The 20,951-nt window shown below is 66.0% G+C and carries 20 protein-coding genes, 1 pseudogene and 1 riboswitch; of the genes and pseudogenes, 10 read left to right on the top strand and 11 right to left on the bottom strand.

The window, feature by feature from the left end; translation table 11 throughout:
• Window positions 1-10: 10 nt before the first annotated feature.
• From AC1D1F_RS01705 to AC1D1F_RS01675, 7 genes and pseudogenes are all read right to left on the bottom strand, one after another.
• A pseudogene (locus AC1D1F_RS01705) lies at window positions 11-796 on the bottom strand (ABC transporter ATP-binding protein); the annotation flags it as partial.
• A complete protein-coding gene (locus tag AC1D1F_RS01700) occupies window positions 793-1,872 on the bottom strand; it encodes a FecCD family ABC transporter permease (protein ID WP_477678656.1) in 1,080 nt (359 codons plus the stop codon). The pseudogene AC1D1F_RS01705 and the gene AC1D1F_RS01700, both read right to left, overlap by 4 nt.
• Entirely contained in the window at window positions 1,869-2,744 is an 876-nt protein-coding gene (locus tag AC1D1F_RS01695; RefSeq protein WP_477696295.1) for an ABC transporter substrate-binding protein, read from the bottom strand. The genes AC1D1F_RS01700 and AC1D1F_RS01695 overlap by 4 nt, the downstream gene beginning before the upstream one ends.
• Complete coding sequence (cobU, locus tag AC1D1F_RS01690; RefSeq protein ID WP_477696294.1) at window positions 2,741-3,325, bottom strand: bifunctional adenosylcobinamide kinase/adenosylcobinamide-phosphate guanylyltransferase; 585 nt, start codon at window positions 3,323-3,325, stop codon at window positions 2,741-2,743. Before cobU ends, AC1D1F_RS01695 begins: the two co-directional genes overlap by 4 nt.
• The gene (locus AC1D1F_RS01685; protein WP_477676392.1) at window positions 3,322-4,170 is read right to left on the bottom strand and encodes an ABC transporter substrate-binding protein; all 849 of its coding nucleotides are present in this window, start codon (window positions 4,168-4,170) and stop codon (window positions 3,322-3,324) included. Before AC1D1F_RS01685 ends, cobU begins: the two co-directional genes overlap by 4 nt.
• Window positions 4,167-5,507, bottom strand: coding sequence for a cobyrinate a,c-diamide synthase (locus tag AC1D1F_RS01680; protein ID WP_477676391.1), 1,341 nt, complete (start codon window positions 5,505-5,507; stop codon window positions 4,167-4,169). The genes AC1D1F_RS01685 and AC1D1F_RS01680 overlap by 4 nt, the downstream gene beginning before the upstream one ends.
• Window positions 5,508-5,521: 14 nt before the next feature.
• Window positions 5,522-7,471, bottom strand: coding sequence for a TonB-dependent receptor domain-containing protein (locus AC1D1F_RS01675; RefSeq protein WP_477696293.1), 1,950 nt, complete (start codon window positions 7,469-7,471; stop codon window positions 5,522-5,524).
• An 83-nt stretch (window positions 7,472-7,554) separates the two neighbouring features.
• A riboswitch (cobalamin riboswitch) is annotated at window positions 7,555-7,842 on the bottom strand.
• 46 nt (window positions 7,843-7,888) lie between these two features.
• Between AC1D1F_RS01675 and AC1D1F_RS01670 the strand changes: the two genes are divergently transcribed.
• The 3 genes from AC1D1F_RS01670 (at window position 7,889) to AC1D1F_RS01660 (ending at window position 9,644) form a co-directional block, all read left to right on the top strand.
• On the top strand, window positions 7,889-8,128 hold the full coding sequence (locus tag AC1D1F_RS01670) for a DUF904 domain-containing protein (protein WP_477654723.1): 240 nt from the start codon (window positions 7,889-7,891) through the stop codon (window positions 8,126-8,128).
• Complete coding sequence (locus AC1D1F_RS01665; protein ID WP_477654722.1) at window positions 8,125-8,445, top strand: cell division protein ZapA; 321 nt, start codon at window positions 8,125-8,127, stop codon at window positions 8,443-8,445. The genes AC1D1F_RS01670 and AC1D1F_RS01665 overlap by 4 nt, the downstream gene beginning before the upstream one ends.
• 383 nt (window positions 8,446-8,828) lie before the next feature.
• The gene (locus AC1D1F_RS01660) at window positions 8,829-9,644 is read left to right on the top strand and encodes a sulfite exporter TauE/SafE family protein (protein WP_477676388.1); all 816 of its coding nucleotides are present in this window, start codon (window positions 8,829-8,831) and stop codon (window positions 9,642-9,644) included.
• On the opposite strand, the gene rraA is transcribed toward AC1D1F_RS01660, so the two are convergent.
• Complete coding sequence (gene rraA, locus AC1D1F_RS01655) at window positions 9,641-10,162, bottom strand: ribonuclease E activity regulator RraA (RefSeq protein ID WP_477676387.1); 522 nt, start codon at window positions 10,160-10,162, stop codon at window positions 9,641-9,643. The genes AC1D1F_RS01660 and rraA overlap by 4 nt on opposite strands.
• Window positions 10,159-10,650, bottom strand: a complete 492-nt coding sequence (locus AC1D1F_RS01650) for an Lrp/AsnC family transcriptional regulator (protein WP_007873193.1) — start codon at window positions 10,648-10,650, stop codon at window positions 10,159-10,161. Before AC1D1F_RS01650 ends, rraA begins: the two co-directional genes overlap by 4 nt.
• Before the next feature lie 92 nt (window positions 10,651-10,742).
• Between AC1D1F_RS01650 and yedA the strand changes: the two genes are divergently transcribed.
• The 7 genes from yedA (at window position 10,743) to AC1D1F_RS01615 (ending at window position 18,354) form a co-directional block, all read left to right on the top strand.
• Entirely contained in the window at window positions 10,743-11,666 is a 924-nt protein-coding gene (gene yedA, locus AC1D1F_RS01645; protein WP_477676386.1) for a drug/metabolite exporter YedA, read from the top strand.
• A gap of 108 nt (window positions 11,667-11,774) precedes the next feature.
• Window positions 11,775-12,233: an SWIB/MDM2 domain-containing protein gene (locus tag AC1D1F_RS01640; RefSeq protein WP_122956824.1), complete on the top strand. Its 459-nt coding sequence runs from the start codon at window positions 11,775-11,777 to the stop codon at window positions 12,231-12,233.
• Between the two features lie 405 nt (window positions 12,234-12,638).
• Window positions 12,639-13,649, top strand: coding sequence for an ABC transporter permease subunit (locus tag AC1D1F_RS01635; protein WP_477676385.1), 1,011 nt, complete (start codon window positions 12,639-12,641; stop codon window positions 13,647-13,649).
• Complete coding sequence (locus tag AC1D1F_RS01630) at window positions 13,646-14,545, top strand: ABC transporter permease subunit (RefSeq protein WP_477676384.1); 900 nt, start codon at window positions 13,646-13,648, stop codon at window positions 14,543-14,545. Before AC1D1F_RS01635 ends, AC1D1F_RS01630 begins: the two co-directional genes overlap by 4 nt.
• A gap of 10 nt (window positions 14,546-14,555) precedes the next feature.
• Window positions 14,556-15,572, top strand: a complete 1,017-nt coding sequence (locus AC1D1F_RS01625) for an ABC transporter ATP-binding protein (RefSeq protein WP_436154161.1) — start codon at window positions 14,556-14,558, stop codon at window positions 15,570-15,572.
• Entirely contained in the window at window positions 15,569-16,582 is a 1,014-nt protein-coding gene (locus AC1D1F_RS01620) for a peptide ABC transporter ATP-binding protein (RefSeq protein WP_477676382.1), read from the top strand. Before AC1D1F_RS01625 ends, AC1D1F_RS01620 begins: the two co-directional genes overlap by 4 nt.
• 134 nt (window positions 16,583-16,716) lie before the next feature.
• On the top strand, window positions 16,717-18,354 hold the full coding sequence (locus AC1D1F_RS01615) for an ABC transporter substrate-binding protein (RefSeq protein WP_477676381.1): 1,638 nt from the start codon (window positions 16,717-16,719) through the stop codon (window positions 18,352-18,354).
• Window positions 18,355-18,437: 83 nt separating this feature from the next.
• On the opposite strand, the gene AC1D1F_RS01610 is transcribed toward AC1D1F_RS01615, so the two are convergent.
• Both AC1D1F_RS01610 and AC1D1F_RS01605 read right to left on the bottom strand, forming a co-directional pair.
• The gene (locus AC1D1F_RS01610) at window positions 18,438-19,061 is read right to left on the bottom strand and encodes an HAD family hydrolase (protein WP_477676380.1); all 624 of its coding nucleotides are present in this window, start codon (window positions 19,059-19,061) and stop codon (window positions 18,438-18,440) included.
• 39 nt (window positions 19,062-19,100) lie between these two features.
• Window positions 19,101-20,819, bottom strand: coding sequence for a thiamine pyrophosphate-binding protein (locus AC1D1F_RS01605; RefSeq protein ID WP_477676379.1), 1,719 nt, complete (start codon window positions 20,817-20,819; stop codon window positions 19,101-19,103).
• Window positions 20,820-20,951: the final 132 nt, after the last annotated feature.

Here is a 20,951-nt window from a genome sequence, read left to right as displayed (position 1 = left end):
GATGGTTGACTTTGGGCAGCGCGATCCACTGCCCCTGCAAGGGGTGGACGGCGATGCGCCCGTCGAATACATCTTCCAGCGCGCGATGCGTGGCCAGGTCGGCGCAGGGGCCCTGGTGGGTGACGCGGCCTTCGGCCATCACCACCAGGCTGTCGGCCTGCAGCGCCATGGTGATTTCGTGCAGCACGCTGACCACGGTCTTGCCTTCGGCCACCAGGGCACGCACCACGTCCAGCCAGTCAGCCTGGTGCGGCGGATCCAGGTTGGCCAGCGGTTCGTCCATCAGCAGCACCTGGGCCTGCACCGCCAGGGCACGCGCCAGCAGCACGCGCTGGCGCTCGCCGCCCGACAGCTGACCCAGGGCGCGCTCGCGCCAGTCCCAGGCGCGGGTGGCGCGCAAGGCCTGTTCGACGGCTGCACGGTCGGCGGCGCTGGGAGGCGCCAGCCAGGCCTGGTGCGGCAGGCGGCCCAGCATGGCGACGTCCCACACGGTCAGGTCGTCGGCCGAGGTTTCGTTCTGGCCCAGCCAGGCCAGCTGGCGGGCGCGCTCGCGATGCGGCAGGGTGTGCAGCGGCTGGCCCAGCAGGCTGACCTCGCCGCTGTGCGGCAGCACGCCGGCCAGGGCCCTGAGCAAGGTGGACTTGCCCGCGCCGTTGGGGCCCACGATGCTGGTCCAGCGCGCGGCGGCGATGTCCAGGTGGATGCCGTGCAGCACCTGCTGCCTTTGCACGCCATGGCCGAGGCTGGCCGCTATGCCCTGCGCGCGAAGTGCGATGGGATTCGTCACGGTGCTCATGCCGCGCGCCCTCCGCCCAGGTTGCTGCTGCGGTGCATCAGCCACAGCAGGTAGCCGCCGCCGAGCACGGCGGTGAGCATGCCCACGGGCAGTTCCTGCGGGGCCATCAGGCCGCGCGCCAACGTGTCGGCGGCCATCAGCAGCACGCCGCCCATCAGGCTGGAGAGCAGCATCAGGTGGGCGTGCGTGGTCTTCACCACCGAGCGCACCAGGTGCGGCGCGGCCAGGCCCACAAAGGCGATCAGCCCGGTCTGCGCCACCGCGGTGCCGGTGGCCAGCGCCAGCACCGCCACCAGCGCCGCGCGCATGGGCGCCACCGGCAGGCCCAGGCTGACGGCCGTGGCGTCGCCCAGGCTCAGGCCGTCAAGCACACGCGCCAGCAGCCATGCCGCCAGCACGCAGGCCAACCACACGCCGGCCATCAACACGCAGGAGGTCCAGCCGACAAAAGCCGTCGAGCCCAGCATGAAGGCCTGCATGGCCTGCAGCGACTCGGGCGAGAACAGCAGCACCAGGTGCGTCATGGCCCCCAGCACCACGCCCACCACCACGCCGGCCAGCAGCAGGCGTAACGTGTGCCCCACCCCGCGCGAGAGCGCCAGCGTGAGCATCACCGCGAACACCGCGCCCAGGAAGGCCGCGCCGGTCAGGCCCAGGCGCACCCAGAGGCTGCTGGAAAACACGCTGACGGCCACGCCACCGCTCATCATGCTGCCGCCCAGCATGCCGGCGCCGCCGCCCAGGGCGGCCAGCGCCAGCGCCACGCCCAGCGAGGCGCCCGAGGCGCTGCCCAGCAAGTAGGGATCGGCCAGGGGATTGCGAAACAGGCCTTGCGCCACCGCACCGGCCAGGCCCAGCAAGGCGCCGGCCGCCCAGGCACCCAGAGTGCGCGGCAGGCGGATCTGCCAGACGATCTGCTGTGCCATCGCGGTCTGCGACGGATCCTGCGTGGGGTTGAGCAGCGGCCCGATTAAATTCTCGAGCCCGGCGCTGCCCACGCAAATGCCGAGCAGCATCAGGGCCAACGCGCCCAAAACACCGGCCCATACCAGCCACCACACGCGGGCCTGCATCATGGTTTGGCTCCCTTGGGTGCCTTGTCCAGCAGGCAGCGGGCCATGAGGCGCGCGCCTTCGGCCATGCGCGGGCCGGGACGCACCAGCACATCGGCCTCTTCGGCCGGGAAGATGCAGACCCGCTGTTCGCGCAGCGCACGAATGCTTTGCCAGCCGGGCCGGGCCTGCAGGCCGTCGGCGCTGCGCTGGCCGATCATGATCAGGTCGGGGTTGGCGCGGACTATGTATTCGGGGTTGAGCTTGGGAAAGGGCCCGAGTTTGGCCGGCACGATGTTCTTGACGCCCAGGCGCACCAGCGTCTCGCCGATAAAGGACGACTCGCCCGCTGCATACGGGCCCTGGTTGACCTCGAAGTAGACCCGCGTGCCGCGCACACCGGCCGGCAGCGACTGGGCCGCGGCCGAGACGCCGGCGTCGATCGCGCGCCAGATGCGATCGGCATCCGACACCTCGAGCAACTGGCCCAGCTTGAGCATCACGCGCTGCACGTCGGCATGGCTCCTGGGCTCCAGCGCCACCACCTTCAGGCCCAGTGCCTGCAGGCGTTCGCGCGCGCGCGACGAGGTGGCCATCAGCACCACGTCGGGTTTGAGCGCGACGATCATCTCGATGTTGGGGTCCAGCCCGCCGCCGACCTGGGGCAGTTTCTGCACGCCGGCGGGGAAGTTGGAATAGCGGTCCACCCCTACCAGGCGCTGGCACCGGCCGAGCTCGCAAACGGTTTCGGTCAGCGAAGGCAGCAGACTGACGATGCGCTGCGGCGCCTGAGCCAGCGTGACGGTCACGCCGCGGTCGTCGGTGACTTGCAGCGCACGTGCGGGCCACGCCAACGCGAGGCATAGCAGCGGCAAAAGAAATGCAATGCGTTTCACGAAGAGGCTTTCAAGGTCAGCGGCAAACCGGCCGCCATCAGGGTGACGCGCTCACAGGCGCCGGCCACCTGCTGATTGAGCTGGCCCAGCGCATCGACAAAGGAGCGGGTTTCGCGGCCCATGGGAATGACGCCCAGGCCGATTTCGTTGCCAACCAGCACCAGTGGGCCGGGGGCCGATTGGATGGCGTCCACCAGCAAGCCCGCCAGTTCCCACGCGACCCGGGCGGCATCCTTGAGCTCCAGGCCGGGCGCGGGCATCAACAGATTGGTAAGCCACAGCGTGAGGCAGTCGACAACGACCAGGGTATGGGCAGCGCTGTGCTGCAGGAGGGCCTGGGCCAGTTGAACCGGCTCTTCCACAGTCACCATGCCGGGCACACGTTCGGCGCGGTCCTGCTGGTGGCGGCGTATGCGTTCGCGCATTTCCTCGTCCCAGGGCCTGGCGGTAGCGACCAGCACGGCGCGGTGTTCCGGCGACTGCGCGAGCCATTGCTGCGCCAGCTGCTCGGCGCGGCGCGACTTGCCGCTTCTCTGGCCGCCGAGGACCAACTCACTGCGGGCAAGTGTCATCGCATTCATGGTTTGAAAGCTCCCGCGAGATCAGCATCCATCCATCGCAGGATGATCTGGTGCATTTTGGCAACGCCATCGGTCAACGCGGCGGGGCCGGGCTGCAGGATGTCGGGGGACTTGATCTCAAACAATTGCTGGTTGCGCACGGCGTTCACAGCGTCCCAGCCTTCACGCGCCACCACATTTTCCGGCCGGAATTTTTTGCCGCACCAGGAGCCCAGGATAAGGTCCGGGTTGCGGCGGACGATCTCGGCGCCGTCGGCAATGATGCGGTTCTTGCCCAGCGGCTGGGCGGCGAGTTCAGGAAAACAATCGTCCCCGCCCGCAATACCGACCAGCTCCGACACCCAGCGGATCGCGCTGATGTGCGGGCTGTCCCACTCTTCAAAATACACCCTGGGCCGGCGCGCACCGGCCGCCACCCTGGCTGCCACGGCCGCCTGCATGGCGCGCAGGTCGGCCTGCATTTGGGTAATGCGACTGGCACCCTGCTCCGCCTCGTTCACCATGGCGGCCAGTTGGTACAGCATGGAGAAAATTTCGGCCACGCTGCGCTGGTTGAAGATCGTGACCTGCACACCGCGCTTGACCAGGTCCGAGGCGATATCGGCCTGCAGGTCGGAAAAGCCCAGCACGCAATCGGGCCGCAGTTCCATGATCTTCTCGATCTTCGCGCTCAGGAAGGCGCTGACGCGCGGCTTCTCGTCACGCGCGCGTTTGGGCCGCACGGTGTAGCCCGAGATGCCCACGATGCGCTGCTCCTGGCCCAGCAGGTAGAGCCATTCGGTGGTTTCCTCGGTCAGGCAGACGATGCGCTGCGGGCCGGGCTGGAAATGCAGCAGGTCCGTCATGCGGCCGCCTCTTCAGGTGCGGTGAACAGCTCCGCCACCGCTTCGGGGCAGGAGGGAAACCAGGCGTGGAAGTAACTGGCGCGCACCGCCCCATGCTGCCACACGGCCTCGCCCGCATCCGGTGCGGGCGCGGTGTTGGGCCGCGAGGTCCGGGAAACGGGCTGCAAGGGCGTGGCCGTGGTCGAGTAATGGAAAGTGTGGCCGCGCAAGGTGCCGCCGGCCAGCGGCAACTGCTGCGGGCCCAGGCCGGCCAGCAGCTTTTGCATGCTCACTTCGCCGCGCAGCACACCCCATTGCGCGTGGCGCTGGCCGTCCAGCGTGACCAGCGTGTCAAACAGCGCCATCATGCCGCCGCACTCGGCCCACACGGGTTTGCCCGCGGCGACGTGCGCGGCCAGGCTGTCCCGCAGCGCGGTGTTGGCCGCAATGGTGGGCGCGTGCAGCTCGGGGTAGCCGCCGGGAATCCACAGCGCGTCGCAGGCGGGCACGGCCGCATCGGCCAGCGGTGAGAAAAACACCAGCTCAGCCCCCAGCGCGCGCAGGGTGTCGAGGTTGGCGGCGTAGATAAAACAGAAAGCGGCGTCGCGTGCAACGGCAATTGTCTTGCCCTGAAGTGCCGGCACCAGGGGCGCGGAAGCTTCCGGCGCCTTAAAGTCCACCGCCCAGCGCTGTAAATCATCCAGGGTCATCTGCCCCAGCGGCGTCACGGCCAAGGTATCGGCAGCAGCGTCCAGCCTTTCCATGGCGTCCGCCACTTCGGTCGCGACGGTTAGCCCCAGGTGGCGCTTGGGCAAGGCCATGGCGGCATTGCGCAACACCGCACCCAGCCATTGGTCGTTTGCCACGCTGGCCTGCAGCATGCCGGCATGGCGCGCATTGGCCACGCGGTTGGCCAGCACCCCGGCCCAGGGCATGCTGGGACGATAGTGCTGCAGGCCAAAGGCCAACGCGCCAAAGGTCGCCACCATGCCCGACGCATCCACCACCGCCAGCACCGGCAAGCCAAAGCGCTGCGCCAGGTCGGCCGCGCTGGGCTCGCCGTCAAACAGGCCCATCACGCCTTCCACAATGATCAGGTCCGCCTCCTGCGCCGCCGCATGCAGGCGGGCACTGCAGTCGGCCTCGCCGGTCATCCACAGGTCCATCTGGTACACCGGCGCGCCGCTGGCCAGGGCGTGCCAGCACGGATCCAGGAAATCCGGCCCGCACTTGAAGACGCGCACGCGCCGCCCCTGGCGCGCATGCAGCCGCGCCAGCGCGCAGGCCACCGTCGTCTTGCCCTGGCCGGAGGCCGGGGCGGCGATGAGGATGGCGGGGCAGCGGACAGTGTGTTGCATGGGTGGCCTCAGGTTTACCGGGGAGCCCAGGTCAAACCGACGTACAGGGTACGCCGGGCGGTGGCGTAGGTGTTGGCGGTCTGGTAGACCTTGTCGGCCAGGTTCTCCAGCTTGGCCGCCAGCTTCCAGTCACGCGACAAGGCCGTCGTGGCGCTCAGGTTCACGACAGAATAGCCGGGCAGCACCACGTTGGTGTTGTCGCTGTCGAAGGCGTGCGAGGCCATGACCAGGTCGGTCGCGAGCTGCCAGCCGCCCAGCGGCATTTCGGCGCCCAGCGTGCCGTACTGGCGCGAGCGGCGCTGCAGGGTGCGGTTGGTGGTGACGTTCTTGGGGTTCTGCAGATCGAGCGAGCCATGGAGGCGGACATTGCCCAGGGTCTCGGCCGCCGTGAGCGTCAGGCCGGTGTACTGGGCCTGCGCCGTGTTGGCATAACAGGCGCGGTTGCTCAGCACGGTCGGCGGGCCGCCGTTGATGCAGGGGCCGTTGCCGTTGACAAAGCTCAGCAGGTTGGTCAGGCGGTTGCGGTAGACCGTGACGCCGTACTGCGACGTCCCCTGGCTGTATTTGAGCGCCGCCTCCACGCTGCGGCCGGATTCGGGCTTCAGGGCCCCGGTGCCGTAGATGCTGAAACGCTGGTACAGCGTGGGCACCCGGAAGGACGTGCCGGCGGAGGTGGACACCTTCCACTGCGGCGTGAGCGCGAAGGCATAGGCCGCGGAGCCGGTGGTCTTGCCGCCGAATTCGCTGTCCCTGTCGTGGCGGGCATTGAGCTGTACGGTGTGCGCACCGCCGCTCCAGCCGTAGCCCAGGCTCACGCCGTCCAGCGAGCGATCCTTGTTGAGGACACTCGCGCCCCCCGGTATGGCCGTGGAGCCGACCAGGCGGAACACGTCGCGCCGGCTTTCCAGCGCCGCGCTCAGCAGGTGCGCGCCCAGGCGGTATTCGTTCTGGAACAGCAGCGTGCTGATGCGGCTCCTGTCGTAGGAGATCTGCGGCGTCGAGCCGTTCAGGCCCTCTTCGCCGGAATCGGTGCCTTGCGTAAGGGCCAGCTTGGTGCTGTAGCGATCGGACCATTTGGCCTCCCATTGCAGGCCCAGGGTCTGCAGGTCGGCGATGCGGCGGTAGTCGCGGGTGGGGCCGCCGTCGTACTGGGAGTCGGTGTGGCTTTGCAGCACGTTGGCTTCGATGCGGTGGTCGGGGTTGAGCTGGAAACCGAGCTTGGCGTTGGCGCCCAGGCTTTTGTAGCCGTCGGCATCGGGGTTCTGGCCCGCGATGGTCCGGGTGTTGAAGCCGTCGCTTTGCCCCTGCGAGAGGCCCAGCGCGTAGTCGAAAGCGCCGGCCGACCCGCTGGCGGCAAGCTCGACCCGGCTGGTGTTGTAGGAGCCGTAACCCACCGTCACGGACGGCGAAAAAGGGCCCTCGCCGCGCTTGGTGAAAATCTGGATCACGCCGGCCACGGCGTCGGAGCCATAGACGGCGCTGCTGGGGCCGCGCAAGACCTCGATCCGGTCGATTAGCGCGATCGGGATATTGTTCCAGGAGGCGCCGCCGGCCGTCGCCTGCGACTCCACCCGCACACCGTCGATGAAAACGGGGGTGTGGCGGCTTTCGCCGCCGCGCACGAAGACGCTGGTATTCGCGCCCATGCCGCCGTTGCGGGTGATCTGGATGCCCGGCACGCGGGCCAGGATGTCGGCCAGGCCGACCGGGCCGGCGCGTTCCAGGGCCTCGCGGTCGATGACGGTGACGTCGGCGACGACGTCACCGATCGGCTGGGCGCTGCGCGTGGCGCTCACGACCATTTCCTTGAGTTGCCGCGGAGCGACTACCTGGGCAGCCTGGGCAATTTGGGTTGTTTGGGCGGTTTGGGACAGCGCCGGAGACGCGGCCAGGAAAGCCAGCGGCAATGCGGCGGCCAGCACCGGCGGGAACACGGCAAGGCGTGCGGGGGGAGCAATTTTCATGAATCAGACAGTCAGCAATGGGCCCTCGCCGGCTTCCCCGCCGGCGTGTGAGCGTTACAAACGCCCAGCCCAGGGACTGGACGTGCGCGTTCACCTTGTTGGCCGGTATCCGGGCTGACGGAACCGCCTTCATCGCCTTCCCAAGCGCTTGTTCAAGGCGCTCAGTGGCGAGTGATGAAAGCTGAATTTGCTCTGGCGTGAAGCCGGAAAGCGCATTCGTCCGTTTTACCGTTGCGGGGGCAGCGCAGGTTGAAGGTCTGGGCGCCGGCGATCAGGGTTGACCCGATATGCCTGGCTTTGACGCTCTCCTGCTTCCCGTTGAACTGCAGCATGTGAACCACACTGCGGGCACCAACAGGGCCGATTCTACGCGGCCCTTCCCGATGTGATGCCGCAAACCCTACAATGACGCTTGCCATGGCGAACCAAACCCAAATCGACCAGATCACCGAACGCGTCGAGCGGCTGTTGCTGCGCTACGAGGAATTGCAGCGCACCAACGAACTGCTGGCGGAGCAGGTCGGCCTGCTGACGCAGGAGCGCGACTCCCTCAAGTCGCGCCTGGGCGCGGCCCGCGCCCGCGTCGACGCCCTGCTCGAGCGCCTGCCCGAAAGCAGCGGCCACGGCAACAAAACCACCGCGGGAACCGAGTCATGAAGCAGCTCGAAGTGCAGATCATGGGCCAAAGCTATTTGCTGGGCTGCCCCGAAAACGGCGACGCGCGCATGCTCGATGCCGTCAACCGCGTCGACATGGCCATGTGCCGGATCCGCGACGCCGGAAAGATCAAGGCCCGCGATCGCATCGCGGTGCTGGCGGCGCTGAACCTGGCGTTTGAACTTCCCGAGCGCACGCCGGGCGCCGCTGCCGCGCCGGCGGCCGCACCCGCCGCCGGCAATGCCGAGAACGCGCAGCTCGCGGCCCTGCTGCAGCGGCTGGACACCGCCCTGGGCACGGACGGCCGCCTGCTTTGAAGCCGGGCGCGCCTTTGGCCGCAGCCCTTGCCCGACCTCCTTCAACGGATACCTTGACCACGCTCCGCGCGGGGCCGCAAAGGCCTACAATGAAGGCGTCTGCGATGCGTATTGGGCTTTATATTTCCTTGAACCAATGCTCTACGAGCACGGGCTTGGTAAATTGTCCGGCAGGTGTGATCGTCTCGCGTCAGACGAACCCGAAACCCGACTGCCCTCGCCCACCTGAACCCCGGTTCAGGATGACGGTCCAGTGGCACTCGCAGACACCTTATTCGCCACCGTCTTGCCCCCTCTCCCGCCTCCCCCTCCCTCCAACCTCGCCCCGCCGCAGCGCTTTCCCGCGAAGCGCCGAAGGCCCGCGGCCCCATGCCTGACACCCCATGATGCTTGAACCCCTTCTCATTGTTGAACTGGCCGTACTGGGCGTGGGCACCGGATTTCTCGCGGGACTGCTGGGCATAGGCGGGGGCATGCTGATGGTGCCCTTCATCACCATCATCATGTCCAACCGCGGCGTGGCGCCGGACCTGGCCGTCAAGATGGCGATCGCCACATCCATGGCCACCATCATCTTCACCTCGATCTCCAGCGTGCGCGCGCACCACAAGCGCGGCGCGGTGCGCTGGGACATCGTCAAGCGGCTGGCGCCCGGCATCGTGATCGGCAGCATCATCGGCAGCCTGGGCGTGTTCGCGCTGCTCAAGGGCTCCTACCTGGCGATCTTCTTCGGCCTGTTCGTGAGTTTTTCCGCCACGCAGATGTTCCTGGACAAAAAACCCAAACCGACGCGGCAGATGCCGGGCACGGCGGGCCAGTTCGCGGCCGGCGGCTTCATCGGCTTCCTGTCGGGCCTGGTCGGCGCGGGCGGCGGCTTCATCAGCGTGCCCTTCATGACCTGGTGCAACGTGGCCATCCACAGCGCGGTGGCGACCTCGGCCGCGCTAGGCTTCCCGATCGCCGTGGCCAACGTGCTGGGCTACGTGATCAGCGGGCAGAGCGTGCAAAACCTGCCCGAGAGCTCCTTCGGCTACATCTGGCTGCCGGCCTTGGTGGTGATTGCCGTGTGCAGCTTCATGACGGCGCCGCTGGGCGCCAAGGCCGCGCACAGCCTGCCCGTGGGCAAGCTCAAGCGAGTGTTCGCAAGCATCCTCTACGTATTGGCAGCCTACATGCTCTACAAGGGTCTGAAGGGCTAGGCTTGTCCCGGCGCCGGCATCACCACAATGCCGTCCTCGTCGGCATAAAGCCAGTCACCCGGATAGATGCGCACGCCCTGGATCTGGACGGGAATGTCGCGCTGGCCCTCCTGCCGGCGTTCCGTGGGCAGCGGCATGAGGGCCAGGGCGCGTATGCCGGTCCGGCAGCGCGCCAGTTCAGCGGCGTCGCGCACGCAGCCGTCGATCACCACACCAGCCCAGCCGTTTTTGGCCGCCGCCAGGCCGAGGTTGCCGCCCAGTAGGGCGCGGCGCAGCGAGCCGCCGCCGTCCACCACCAGCACGCGCGCTTCGCCGGGCGATTCGACGGCGGCCTTGACCAGCGAGTTGTCTTCAAAACATTTGACGGTGACGACGGGGCCGCTGAATTTGGCGATGCCGCCGTAGCTCTGGAACACCGGCGGAAGCACCCTGAACGCGCCTGAGGTGTCGCCCTTGTGCAGGTCGCAGAGGTCGCAGGTGGCAAATGCAGTGGGGGCGGCGGGGACGGCAGTGCTCATTTTCCGGTGACTTTCTTGATGACGGGTTTGATGTCCTCGCGGCGGGCCGGCAGCACGACGGCGTTTTCGCGGGGGGCGTTGAGGACGATGGAGGTCGAGGTTTCGGTGAGGATGCAGAACTTGGTCACCACCGCGTCCAGGTGGGCCACATCGATCACCGCGATTTCCAGCACCCAGCTGTCCTCGCCGGTGACGTTGTAGGCATTGATGACCTCGGGCGTCTGCTCGATCAGCTTGACCACGCGCGCGTATTCGACCCTGCCCACCCGGGCGATGGCGCGTATGCCGTAGCCCAGCCGCGCCAGGTCGACTTCGGCCCGGTAGCCCTTGATCACGCCGCCCAGCTCAAGCTTGCGCACGCGCTCGGTCACCGCGGGCTGGCTCAGGTGGACGCGGCGGCCCAGCTCGGCCATGGTGATGCGCGCGTCGCGCTGCAGCTCGCCGAGGATGCGGCTGTCGTAGTGGTCCCATTCGGTGGTTTCGGTCATGTCGGGTTTCAAGCTTTAAATTCAAAGGCCGGTTGCGGTTTTGCCGTTAATTTTGCATGGCCCGCACGCGCATGGCAACCTAACATCCCGGCATGACCTCCGCGCTCATCTCCCCTCCCGCCGCCGGCAAGGCGCCGGCGCTCCTGATCCCCGCCCTGCTCGCCTGTTACCTGGTGTGGGGCTCGACCTACCTGGCGATCCGCTTCGCGCTGATCAGCTTTCCGCCCTTCTTCCAGATGGGCACGCGCTTCCTGGCGGCCGGCATCCTGCTGATGACCTGGGTGCTGGCGCGCGGGCACAAGCTGCCGAGCCGGCGCGAATGGGCCAACGCCGCCATCATCGGCACCCTGATGCTGGGCGGCGGCATGGGGCTGACGGCCTCGGCCGAAGTCCACATCGGCTCGGGCCTGATCGCCACCTTCATCGCCATCGTGCCCATGCTGGTTTCGGCCTGGGGCCTGCTGCTGGGCCAGCGCCCCAGCCGGCTGGAGTTCCTCGGTATGGCGGTGGGCCTGGCGGGTGTGCTGATGCTGGTGCAGGGCGCCAGTTTCGGCGCGGCGCCGGTGGGGCTGGCCTGCATCGCGGGCGCCACGCTGCTGTGGTCGCTGGGCTCGGTGCTGTCCGCCACGCGGCTGCCGCTGGCCCCGGGCCCCGCGGGTTTCGCCAGTGAAATGTTGTGCGGCGGCGCGGTGTTGATGCTGATTTCTCTTGCACTGGGTGAACACCGCGAGGCCGCCGCGAACTGGCCGGCGCAGCCCGAAGCGATGCTCGCCTGGCTCTATCTCGTGGTGTTCGGCTCGCTGATCGCCTTCAGCGCCTACCTGTATTTGCTGGCCAATGCCTCGCCCGCGGTGGCCACCAGCTACGCCTTCGTGAACCCTCTGATCGCGATTTTCCTGGGCGCTTTTTTCGCCGGAGAGCACGTCACGGGGAGCGAATGGGCCGCCTGCGGCGTGATTCTCACAGGCGTTTTCCTGATTTTCAGAGGTAAATCTGCAACATCCAGGCGCAAATAAAGTGGGTTTTCACTAGGAAACTGCGTTTTTCTCCAGTAGCATCCGCATTGCCACAAGGAAGTAGTTATCCGTGTGGTGATTTATCAACTTCTAGAAGGAAAATCAATCATGGCAACTGCGAAAAAAGCACCGGCTAAAAAAGCGCCTGCAAAAAAGGCTGCTCCGGCAAAGAAAGTAGCTGCGAAGAAAGCAGCTCCTGCGAAGAAGGCTCCTGCGAAAAAAGCAGCGCCTGCGAAAAAGGTAGCCGCGAAGAAAGCAGCTCCCGCCAAGAAGGTTGCGGCCAAAAAGCCAGCAGCGAAAAAAGCGCCCGCCAAAAAGCGTACGCCCAATGCAGCGTTCATGAAAGCGCTGACCTTGAGCCCCGCACTGGCAGCCGTGGTCGGCGACAAGCCTCTGCCACGCACCGAGATCGTCAGCAAGCTGTGGGTTTACATCAAATCCAAGGGCCTGCAGGACAAGGTCAACAAGCGCATGATCAACGCCGACGAAAAACTGCGCGCCGTTTTCGGCAAGGCGCAAGTGTCGATGTTCGAGATGGCTGGCCTGATCGGCAAGCACGTCAAGTAATCGGCTTCCGCCGATTTCGAAAAGGCCGGTTTCACCGGCCTTTTTTTATGCCCGCACGCACCGCCCCGGCCTCACAGCGACGACCCTCTGGCACGCATCCTGCATTACTCTTTCGCCTTCGAAATACGCTTCATTAGCGCCGCAAGCGCCACTGTAGGTGTGCTGATGCCATAGGGTTACTGGGTAGCCCGCCGGTGGCGGCAGCGCCGAAAAATGATGCTAATGTTGCTAAGATAAAAAATTCCCCGCGGCACTGCCCCGGGCCTGACTGACCAGACAAGATCCCATGTTGATGCCACTGCATTTGAAGACGGGGGCGGCGGAAAATTCCGCGCGCTCCGCATGTCGCTTTCGCGACGGAAATTCCCTAGCCAGCGCTAAGCCTTGCCTTAGCATCCCGCGATAATGCTGCGCTTCATCTTTACCCGACTGAGCCTGATCATCCCCACCTTCCTGGGGATGACACTGCTGGCCTTCTTCCTGATCCGCATGGTGCCGGGAGACCCGATTGAAACCATGGCGGGCGAACGCGGCATCGATCCGGTGCGCCATGCCCAGCTGCTCAAGGAATACGGCCTGGACAAGCCCGTTATGGTGCAGTACGGCATCTACATCGTCCGCGTGCTCAAGGGCGACCTGGGCAAGTCGCTGATCACCCAGGAGCCCGTGCTGCGCGAGTTCCTCACACTATTTCCGGCCACCATCGAACTGGCCGTCTGCGCGATTTTGTTCGCGCTGCTGATCGGCATACCGGCCGGCATCCTGGCGGCGGTGAAGCGAAACTCGATACTCGACCACGGCGTCATGGGGGTGTCCCTCACGGGTTACTCCATGCCGATTTTCTGGTGGGGGCTGCTGCTGATCCTGCTGTTTTCGGTCGAACTCGGCTGGACGCCGGTCTCAGGCCGGCTGTCAGTGCAGTACTTCATCGAGCCCACCACCGGCTTTCTGCTGATCGACTCGCTGCTGTCTGAAGACAAGGGTGCGTTCTGGTCGGCCGCCTCGCACCTGATATTGCCCATGATCGTGCTGGGCACCAATCCGCTGGCGGTGATCGCGCGCATGACGCGCTCGGCCATGCTGGAAGTGCTGGGCGAGGACTACATTCGCACCGCGCGCGCCAAGGGGCTGTCCAACCTGCGCGTGGTGGCCCTGCATGCGCTGCGCAACGCCCTGATCCCTGTGGTCACCGTGATCGGCCTGCAGGTCGGCGTGCTGTTCACCGGCGCCATCCTGACCGAAACCATCTTTTCCTGGCCCGGCGTCGGCAAATGGCTGATCGAAGCCATCAGCCGCCGCGACTATCCCGTGCTGCAGGGCGGCATCCTGCTGCTGGGCGCCATCGTCATGGCCGTCAACCTGCTGGTGGACATCACCTACGGCATCATTAACCCACGCATCAGGCACCAGCGATGAGCACGGCCACCTTGAAACCCGCTACCGCGCCCGCGCCGCCGCACCCGCTGCGCGAATTCTGGAACTACTTCAGCGCCAACAATGGAGCCGTGATCGGCCTGGTCATCGTCATCGGCGTGCTGCTGGTCGCGCTGTTCGCGCCGCTGCTGGCGCCGCACGCGCCCAACATCACCAACAATGCCGTGTTCCTCAAACCTCCGGCCTGGCAAACCGGCGGATCATGGACCTACCCGCTGGGTACCGACGCCATCGGCCGCGACATCCTCTCGCGCCTGATGTACGGCGCCCGCCTGTCGCTGGTCATCGGCCTGGCCGTGGTGGCGCTGTCGGTGGTCGTCGGCACCGTGCTGGGCCTGCTCGCGGGGTTTTTCCGCGGCATCTTCGAGATCGCGGTGATGCGCCTGATGGACATCATCCTGACCCTGCCCAGCCTGCTGCTGGCCATCGTGATCGTGGCCATCCTCGGCCCCGGGCTGATGAACGCCATGCTGGCCGTGGCCATCGTCGTGCTGCCGCATTACGTGCGCATCACGCGCGCCGCGGTGATCGCCGAGACCTCGCGCGACTACGTGACGGCCGCCCGCATGAGCGGCGCCAGCCGCATCCGCCTGATGTTCAGCGAGATCCTGCCCAACTGCACGGCGCCGCTGATCGTCCAGGCCTCGCTGGGTGTCTCGACCGCCATCCTGGACGCCGCGGCCCTGGGCTTCCTGGGCCTGGGCGCCCAGCCGCCCTCTCCCGAATGGGGCACCATGCTGGCCGATGCCCGCGAATTCGTCCTGCGCGCCTGGTGGGTGGTCACCTTCCCCGGCCTCGCAATCCTGATCACTGTGCTGGCCTTCAATTTGCTGGGCGACGGACTGCGCGACGCGTTCGATCCCAAGCTGAAGCGCTGAAAGATTTCGTATGGCTTTGTTAGAAATAGAAAACCTCTCCGTCGAGTTCCCCTCGCAAAACGGCGTGATGCACGCCGTCGACGGCATCAGCCTGTCACTTGAAGAAGGCGAAGTCCTCGGCATCGTCGGTGAATCCGGCTCCGGCAAAAGCGTCACCATGATGGCCTTGATGGGCCTGGTGGCCTACCCCGGCCGCGTCAAGGCCGACAAGCTGCGCTTTGCCGGCCACGACCTGCTCAAGCTGTCGCAAGGCGAGCGCAACAAGCTCATCGGCAAAGACGTGGCGATGATCTTCCAGGAACCGACGACCAGCCTGAACCCCTGCTTCACCGTCGGTTTCCAGATCACCGAAACCCTGCGCCTGCACTTGGGGCTGGACAAAAAAGCCGCCACGCGCAAGGCCATAGAACTGCTTGAGCAGGTCGGCATCAACTCGCCCGAAAGCCGCCTCAAGGCCTATCCGCACCAACTCTCGGGCGGCATGAACCAGCGCGTGATGATCGCCATGGCGATCGCCTGCAACCCGCGCCTGCTGATCGCCGACGAGCCGACCACGGCGCTCGACGTGACCATCCAGGCGCAGATCCTCGATTTGCTGCGCAGCCTGCAGAAAGAGCGCGGCATGGCCCTGGTGCTGATCACCCACAACATGGGTGTGGTGTCCGAAATGGCGCAGCGCATCGCCGTGATGTACGCCGGCCAGATCATGGAAGAGCAAAGCGCGCACGCCCTCTTCAACACGCCCCAGCACCCCTACACCGAAGCCCTGCTGTCGGCCCTGCCCGAGCGCAGCGACGGCAGCGCGCGCCTGGCGACCATTCCCGGCATGGTGCCCGGCCTCTACGACCGGCCCACCGGTTGCCTGTTCGCCCCGCGCTGCGCCTACGCCACCGAGCATTCGCGCAACGAGCGCCCGCTGCTGCGCGCCTGGAAGGACGGCATGGTGCGTTGCCACTACCCACTGGGCGACCCGAGCCGCCAGGCCAACATCGAGCGTGACACCCCGCTGGTGGAGGCCGCGCAATGAGCACCGCCGCCATCACCCCTAGCGCCGTGCCGGCAGGCCCCGTCGTCGAGGCCAAAAACCTCAAGCAGGTCTATGAGATCCGCCGCGGCTTCATGCGCAAGTCCGACCACCTGCAGGCCGTCGGCGGCGTGTCCTTTTCAGTCCACGCCGGCAAGACGCTGGCCGTCGTCGGCGAATCCGGTTGCGGTAAATCCACGCTGGCCCGCATGGTGTCGCTGATCGAAACCCCCACGGGTGGCGAACTGCGCATCACCGGCATCGACGCCGTGAACGCACCGCATGACGAGCGCCTGGGCCTGCGCAAGGCCGTGCAGCTGGTGTTCCAGAACCCCTACGGCTCGCTGAACCCGCGTAAAAAGATCGGTGCCATCCTCGAAGCCCCGCTCGAGATCAACACCAGCCTGAACGCCGAGGAACGCGCCGCCAAGGCCCGCGCCATGCTCGCCATGGTGGGCCTGCGCCCCGAGCACTACGACCGCTACCCGCACATGTTTTCGGGCGGGCAGCGCCAGCGCATCGCCATCGCGCGCGCGCTGATGCTCAACCCCACCGTGGTGGTGGCCGACGAGCCGGTATCGGCACTCGACGTCTCCATCCAGGCCCAGGTGCTCAACCTGCTGGCCGACCTGCAGCAGTCCATGGGCCTGGCCTACCTGTTCATCTCCCATGACCTGGGCGTGGTGCGCCACATCGCCCACGACGTGCTGGTGATGTACCTGGGCCACGCGGTCGAGCAAGGCGAGAAGAACACCCTGTTCAACAAGCCGCTGCATCCCTACACCCAGGCCTTGCTGGCCTCCACCCCGGGCCTGGCCGGCAGCACCGGCGTCAAGCAGCGCATCGTGCTCAAGGGCGAACTCCCCTCGCCGCTGAATCCGCCCACCGGCTGCGTCTTTTCGACCCGCTGCCCGCATGTCACCGACCGCTGCCGCGCCGAAAGGCCGCAACTGCGCGAAGTTGCGGACCGGCAGGTGGCGTGCCACTATGCCGAAAACTTTCTCACTGCGTGACCTGAAACCATGCCTTCCCGCACCGGTTTCAGGCCACGTTTTTTAATGACCAGGGCGCACCACGTCACAAATGTGGTGCAAACTGGCCGCAAGCCCCGCTGCGAAGCAGCATCAACCTCCAAAGGGATCGTCAAATGATTCAGACCAAACCAAGTGCAAGCCGGCTCCGTCCGGTCCAGCGCGCATTGCTGTGCGCCGTCGCCCTGCCAGCGCTGCTGGCACTTTCACCCGTCTCCGCGAAGACGCTGGTGTTCTGCTCTGAAGGCAGCCCCGAAAACTTCTACCCCGGCGTCAACACCACGGGTACGTCGTTTGATGCCAACGAACCCGTCTACAACCGCCTCGTCGAGTTCGAATACGGTGGCACCAAGGTCGTTCCCGGCCTGGCCGAGAAGTGGGACATTTCCGCCGACGGCAAGGAATACACCTTCACGCTGCGCAAGGGCGTGAAATGGCATGCCAGCAACAAGGCCTTCAAGCCGACGCGCGACCTAAACGCCGACGACGTGCTGTTCATGTTCGAGCGCCAGTGGAAGGAAGACAACGCCTTCTTCAAGGTCACCAGCCCCAACCACTCCTACTTCAGCGACATGGGCATGCCCAAGCTGATCAAATCGGTGGAAAAGGTCAACGACCTCACCGTCAAGATCACGCTGAACCAGCCTGAAGCGCCGTTCCTCGCCAACCTGGCCATGCCTTACGCGGCCGTCCAGTCCAAGGAATACGCCGACGCCATGCTGAAAGCCGGCACGCCGGAAAAAATCGACCAGGACCCGGTCGGCACCGGCCCCTTCTACCTGGTGCAGTACCAGAAAGACGCGGTCATCCGCTACAAGGCCTTCCCGCAGTACTGGGGCGGCAAAGCCAAGATCGACGACCTCGTGTACTCGATCACGCCTGACGCATCGGTCCGCTGGGCCAAGCTGCAGAAGAACGAATGCCAGGTCATGCCTTACCCCAACCCCGCCGACCTGGACGCGATCCGCAAGGACTCCAACGTCACGATCGTCGAGCAGGCCGGCCTGAACGTCGGCTACCTCGCCTACAACACGACCAAGAAGCCGTTTGACGACGTGCGCGTGCGCAAGGCCATCAACATGGCCATCAACAAGAAAGCCATTGTTGACGGCGTGTACCTGAGCACCGGCGTCGCCGCCAAGAACCCGATCCCGCCGACCATGGCCGCGTACAACAACGCCATCAAGGACGACGAGTACAACCCCGAAGCCGCCAAGAAATTGCTGGCCCAGGCCGGTTTCCCCAACGGCTTCACCACCGACCTGTGGGCCATGCCCGTGCAGCGCCCGTACAACCCGAATGCCAAGCGCATTGCCGAGTTGATGCAGGCCGACCTGGTCAAGGTCGGTGTGACCGCCGAGATCAAGAGCTTCGAATGGGGCGAGTACCGCAAGCGCCTGCAGGCCGGCGAACACCAGATGGGCATGCTGGGCTGGACCGGCGACAACGGCGATCCTGACAACTTCATGTACACCCTGCTCGGCTGCGCTTCGGCCCAATCGGCCAGCGGTTCCAACATCGCCAAGTTCTGCTACCAGCCGTATGAGGACCTGGTCCTGAAGGCCAAGACCGTGACCAACCCCGCCGAGCGCATCAAGCTCTACCAGCAGGCCCAGGTCATCTTCAAGGAACAGGCTCCCTGGTTCACCATCGCCCACGCGGTGCAGCTCAAGCCCATCCGCAAGAGCGTGATCGGCTACAAGAACAGCCCGTTCGGCCGCCACAACTTCTACGCTGTGGACATCAAGGAGTAATCCTTCATGGCTTGAGGCCGCCTTGTCATGAGGCTGCTTCCCATAAAAAAGGCCGGGTCACCCCGGCCTTTTTTTATGGGAGCTCAGGCAGGTAACAGTGCCGCCACCTGGGCCGGCAAGCCGGCGGGCGCCGTGCAGTGGATGGTCTGCCAGCCCAGTTGCCGGGCCGCGGCGACATTGGCGGCAAGATCGTCGATGAACAGCGTGTCGGCCGGCACCAGCCCATAGCGCCCGGCCAGCAGCTCGAAGATCGCCGGGTCGGGTTTGGCCAATTTCACGTCGCCGGAGAAGATGCCACCGTCGAAATGGCGCAGGAAGTCGTGCCGGCTTTCCAGGACTCGCGCAAAAGGCGATGGCATGTTGGAAAGGTAATAGAGATGCACGTCGCCCCGGCCGCGGCGGCGGCGCTGCAACTGCTCCAGCAAAGCCACAGTGCTGTCAATCGGTAGCAGGCGCTCCCCGATGGGTGCGAGAAACCCATGCAGCAAATCGGCCGGCAGGGCCAGCCGCCGCGCCATGGATGCCACCACATCGGGCAACTCACGCGTACCGCGGTCGAAGGCCGCCCAGTCCTCATGGTGGAACATCTCCGCCGCCAGCTTCCGGGCCGCCTCGGCCGTCGGCGTGACATGGCTCAAGTGGGTGCGTAAAAGCTCAGCCGGTTGCCACTCGAACAGCACCGCGCCAAAATCGAAGACCACGTTCATACCGGTGCTCTTTGCAGTTCGTGGACCAAATCCGCCGGATCAAAGACCCGAGCCGCCGGCGAGCCGCGCAGCGGCCGCAGTGCTGATCGCCGACAGCGTGCCGCGGGTCGTGATGACTTCCGGGTCCAGCGTCACTTCGATCACCGTGCCCTCTTTGCGTTCCAGGGCCGCCAGAAGTTCCGTCTCGAACTCATCCGTGCGCGTGATCCGCACGCCGACATAGCCGTAGGCGCGCGCCAGGCCCGCGAAGTCCGGGTTGTTCAGGCGCGAACCACTTTCGTGCGTCGGGTACTCCCTTTCCTGGTGCATGCGTATGGTGCCGTACATGCCGTTGTTGAGCAGCACGATGATGCTTTTCGCGCCATGCTGCACGGCCGTGGCCAGCTCCTGGCCGTTCATCAAAAAGTCGCCGTCGCCGGCAATCGTAAAAGCCGTGCGGCCCGTCGTGATGGCTGCGGCGATGCCCGCCGGCACGCCATAGCCCATGGCGCCCACCGTAGGCGCCAGCTGCGTCTTGTGGCCCTTGACCAGGCCGTGGTGTTTGAAGAAGCGGTGCACCCAGCTGGCGAAGTTGCCCGCGCCATTGGTCAGCACCGCATCAGCCGGCAAATGTTTTTGCAGCAGGCCGACGATGGCCGGCATGTCGATGTCGCCGGGCAGGTTGGCTGTGGGTGTGGGCTGGAGGTTCTCCAGATAGTCCTCGTTGGCCGATGCCGTCCAGGCCTCCCAGGCCACGTTCACCGGCGCCGTCAGCACCTCCAGCGAACGCGCGGCGGCGTTCATGGTGGCGTTGATGGCCAGGTCGGCCTGGTAGACGCGGTTGAGTTCTTCGGCGCTGGCATGGATGTGCACCAGTTTTTGTTTCGGCCGCGGCGCTTCGAGCAGCGTGTAGTTGCCGGTCGTCATTTCGCCCAGGCGCGGGCCTATGGCGATGATCAGGTCGCTGGCCTTCACGCGCGCGGCCAGCTTGGGGTTCAAGCCTATGCCCACGTCGCCGGCGTAAAGCGGGTGGTGGTTGTCAAAGGTGTCCTGGAAGCGGAAGGCATTGCCCACCGGCAGCTTCCAGTTTTCAGCGAAACGCTGCAGCGCCTGCGCCGACTGCGGTGTCCAGCCCCCGCCACCGGCGATGATCAGCGGGCGCTCGGACTTGAGCAGCATCTCGCGCAAGGTGCGCAGCGATCCCGGGTCGCTCCAGGCCTGCACAGCCTCCACGCGCGGCAGCGGCTGCGCGGCCGTCATGCGGGTCAGCATGTCTTCCGGCAGCACCAGCACCACCGGGCCCGGGCGGCCGTTCATCGCGGTGGCGAAGGCTCGCGCGACGTATTCGGGAATGCGGTCGGCGTGGTCGATGCGTTCCACGCGCTTGGCGAAACCCTTGGTGCTGGGGCCGAAGAAGTTGAAGTAGTCCACCTCCTGGAAGGCCTCGCGGTCGCGGCAGTCGCTGGCTACGTCGCCCACCAGCAGCACCATGGGGGTGGAATCCTGGAAGGCCGTGTGCACGCCGATGGAGGCATTCGTGGCGCCCGGCCCGCGCGTCACCATGCAAACGCCCGGCCGGCCGGTGAGCTTGCCATGGGCCTCGGCCATAAAGGCCGCGCCGCCCTCCTGCCGGCAGGTGACAAACTGGATCTTGCCCCGGCGCGCATGCAGGCCGTCGAGCACGGCCAGGTAGCTTTCACCGGGCACGCCGAATGCGTGGGTAACGCCCTGGGCCAGAAGGCAATCAACGAGAAGGTGGCCGGCAAGTTGAGATGTCATGAGCCTATTGTGCCGTTGGAATAGAGCCCCCACGTTCGCTCACTTCGTGTAACTCTCTGCCCCCCGAGGGGGGTCGCTGCGCCTGCGGCCCGGCAAAGCCGGTTCCGCGGCCCCGGCTTGCATTGAAGAGGG

The sequence above is a fragment of the Polaromonas sp. P1_H6 genome (assembly GCF_056405195.1).
The sequence above is the reverse complement of the archived record's forward strand: the minus strand, read 5'-3'. Positions and strand labels throughout refer to the sequence as shown.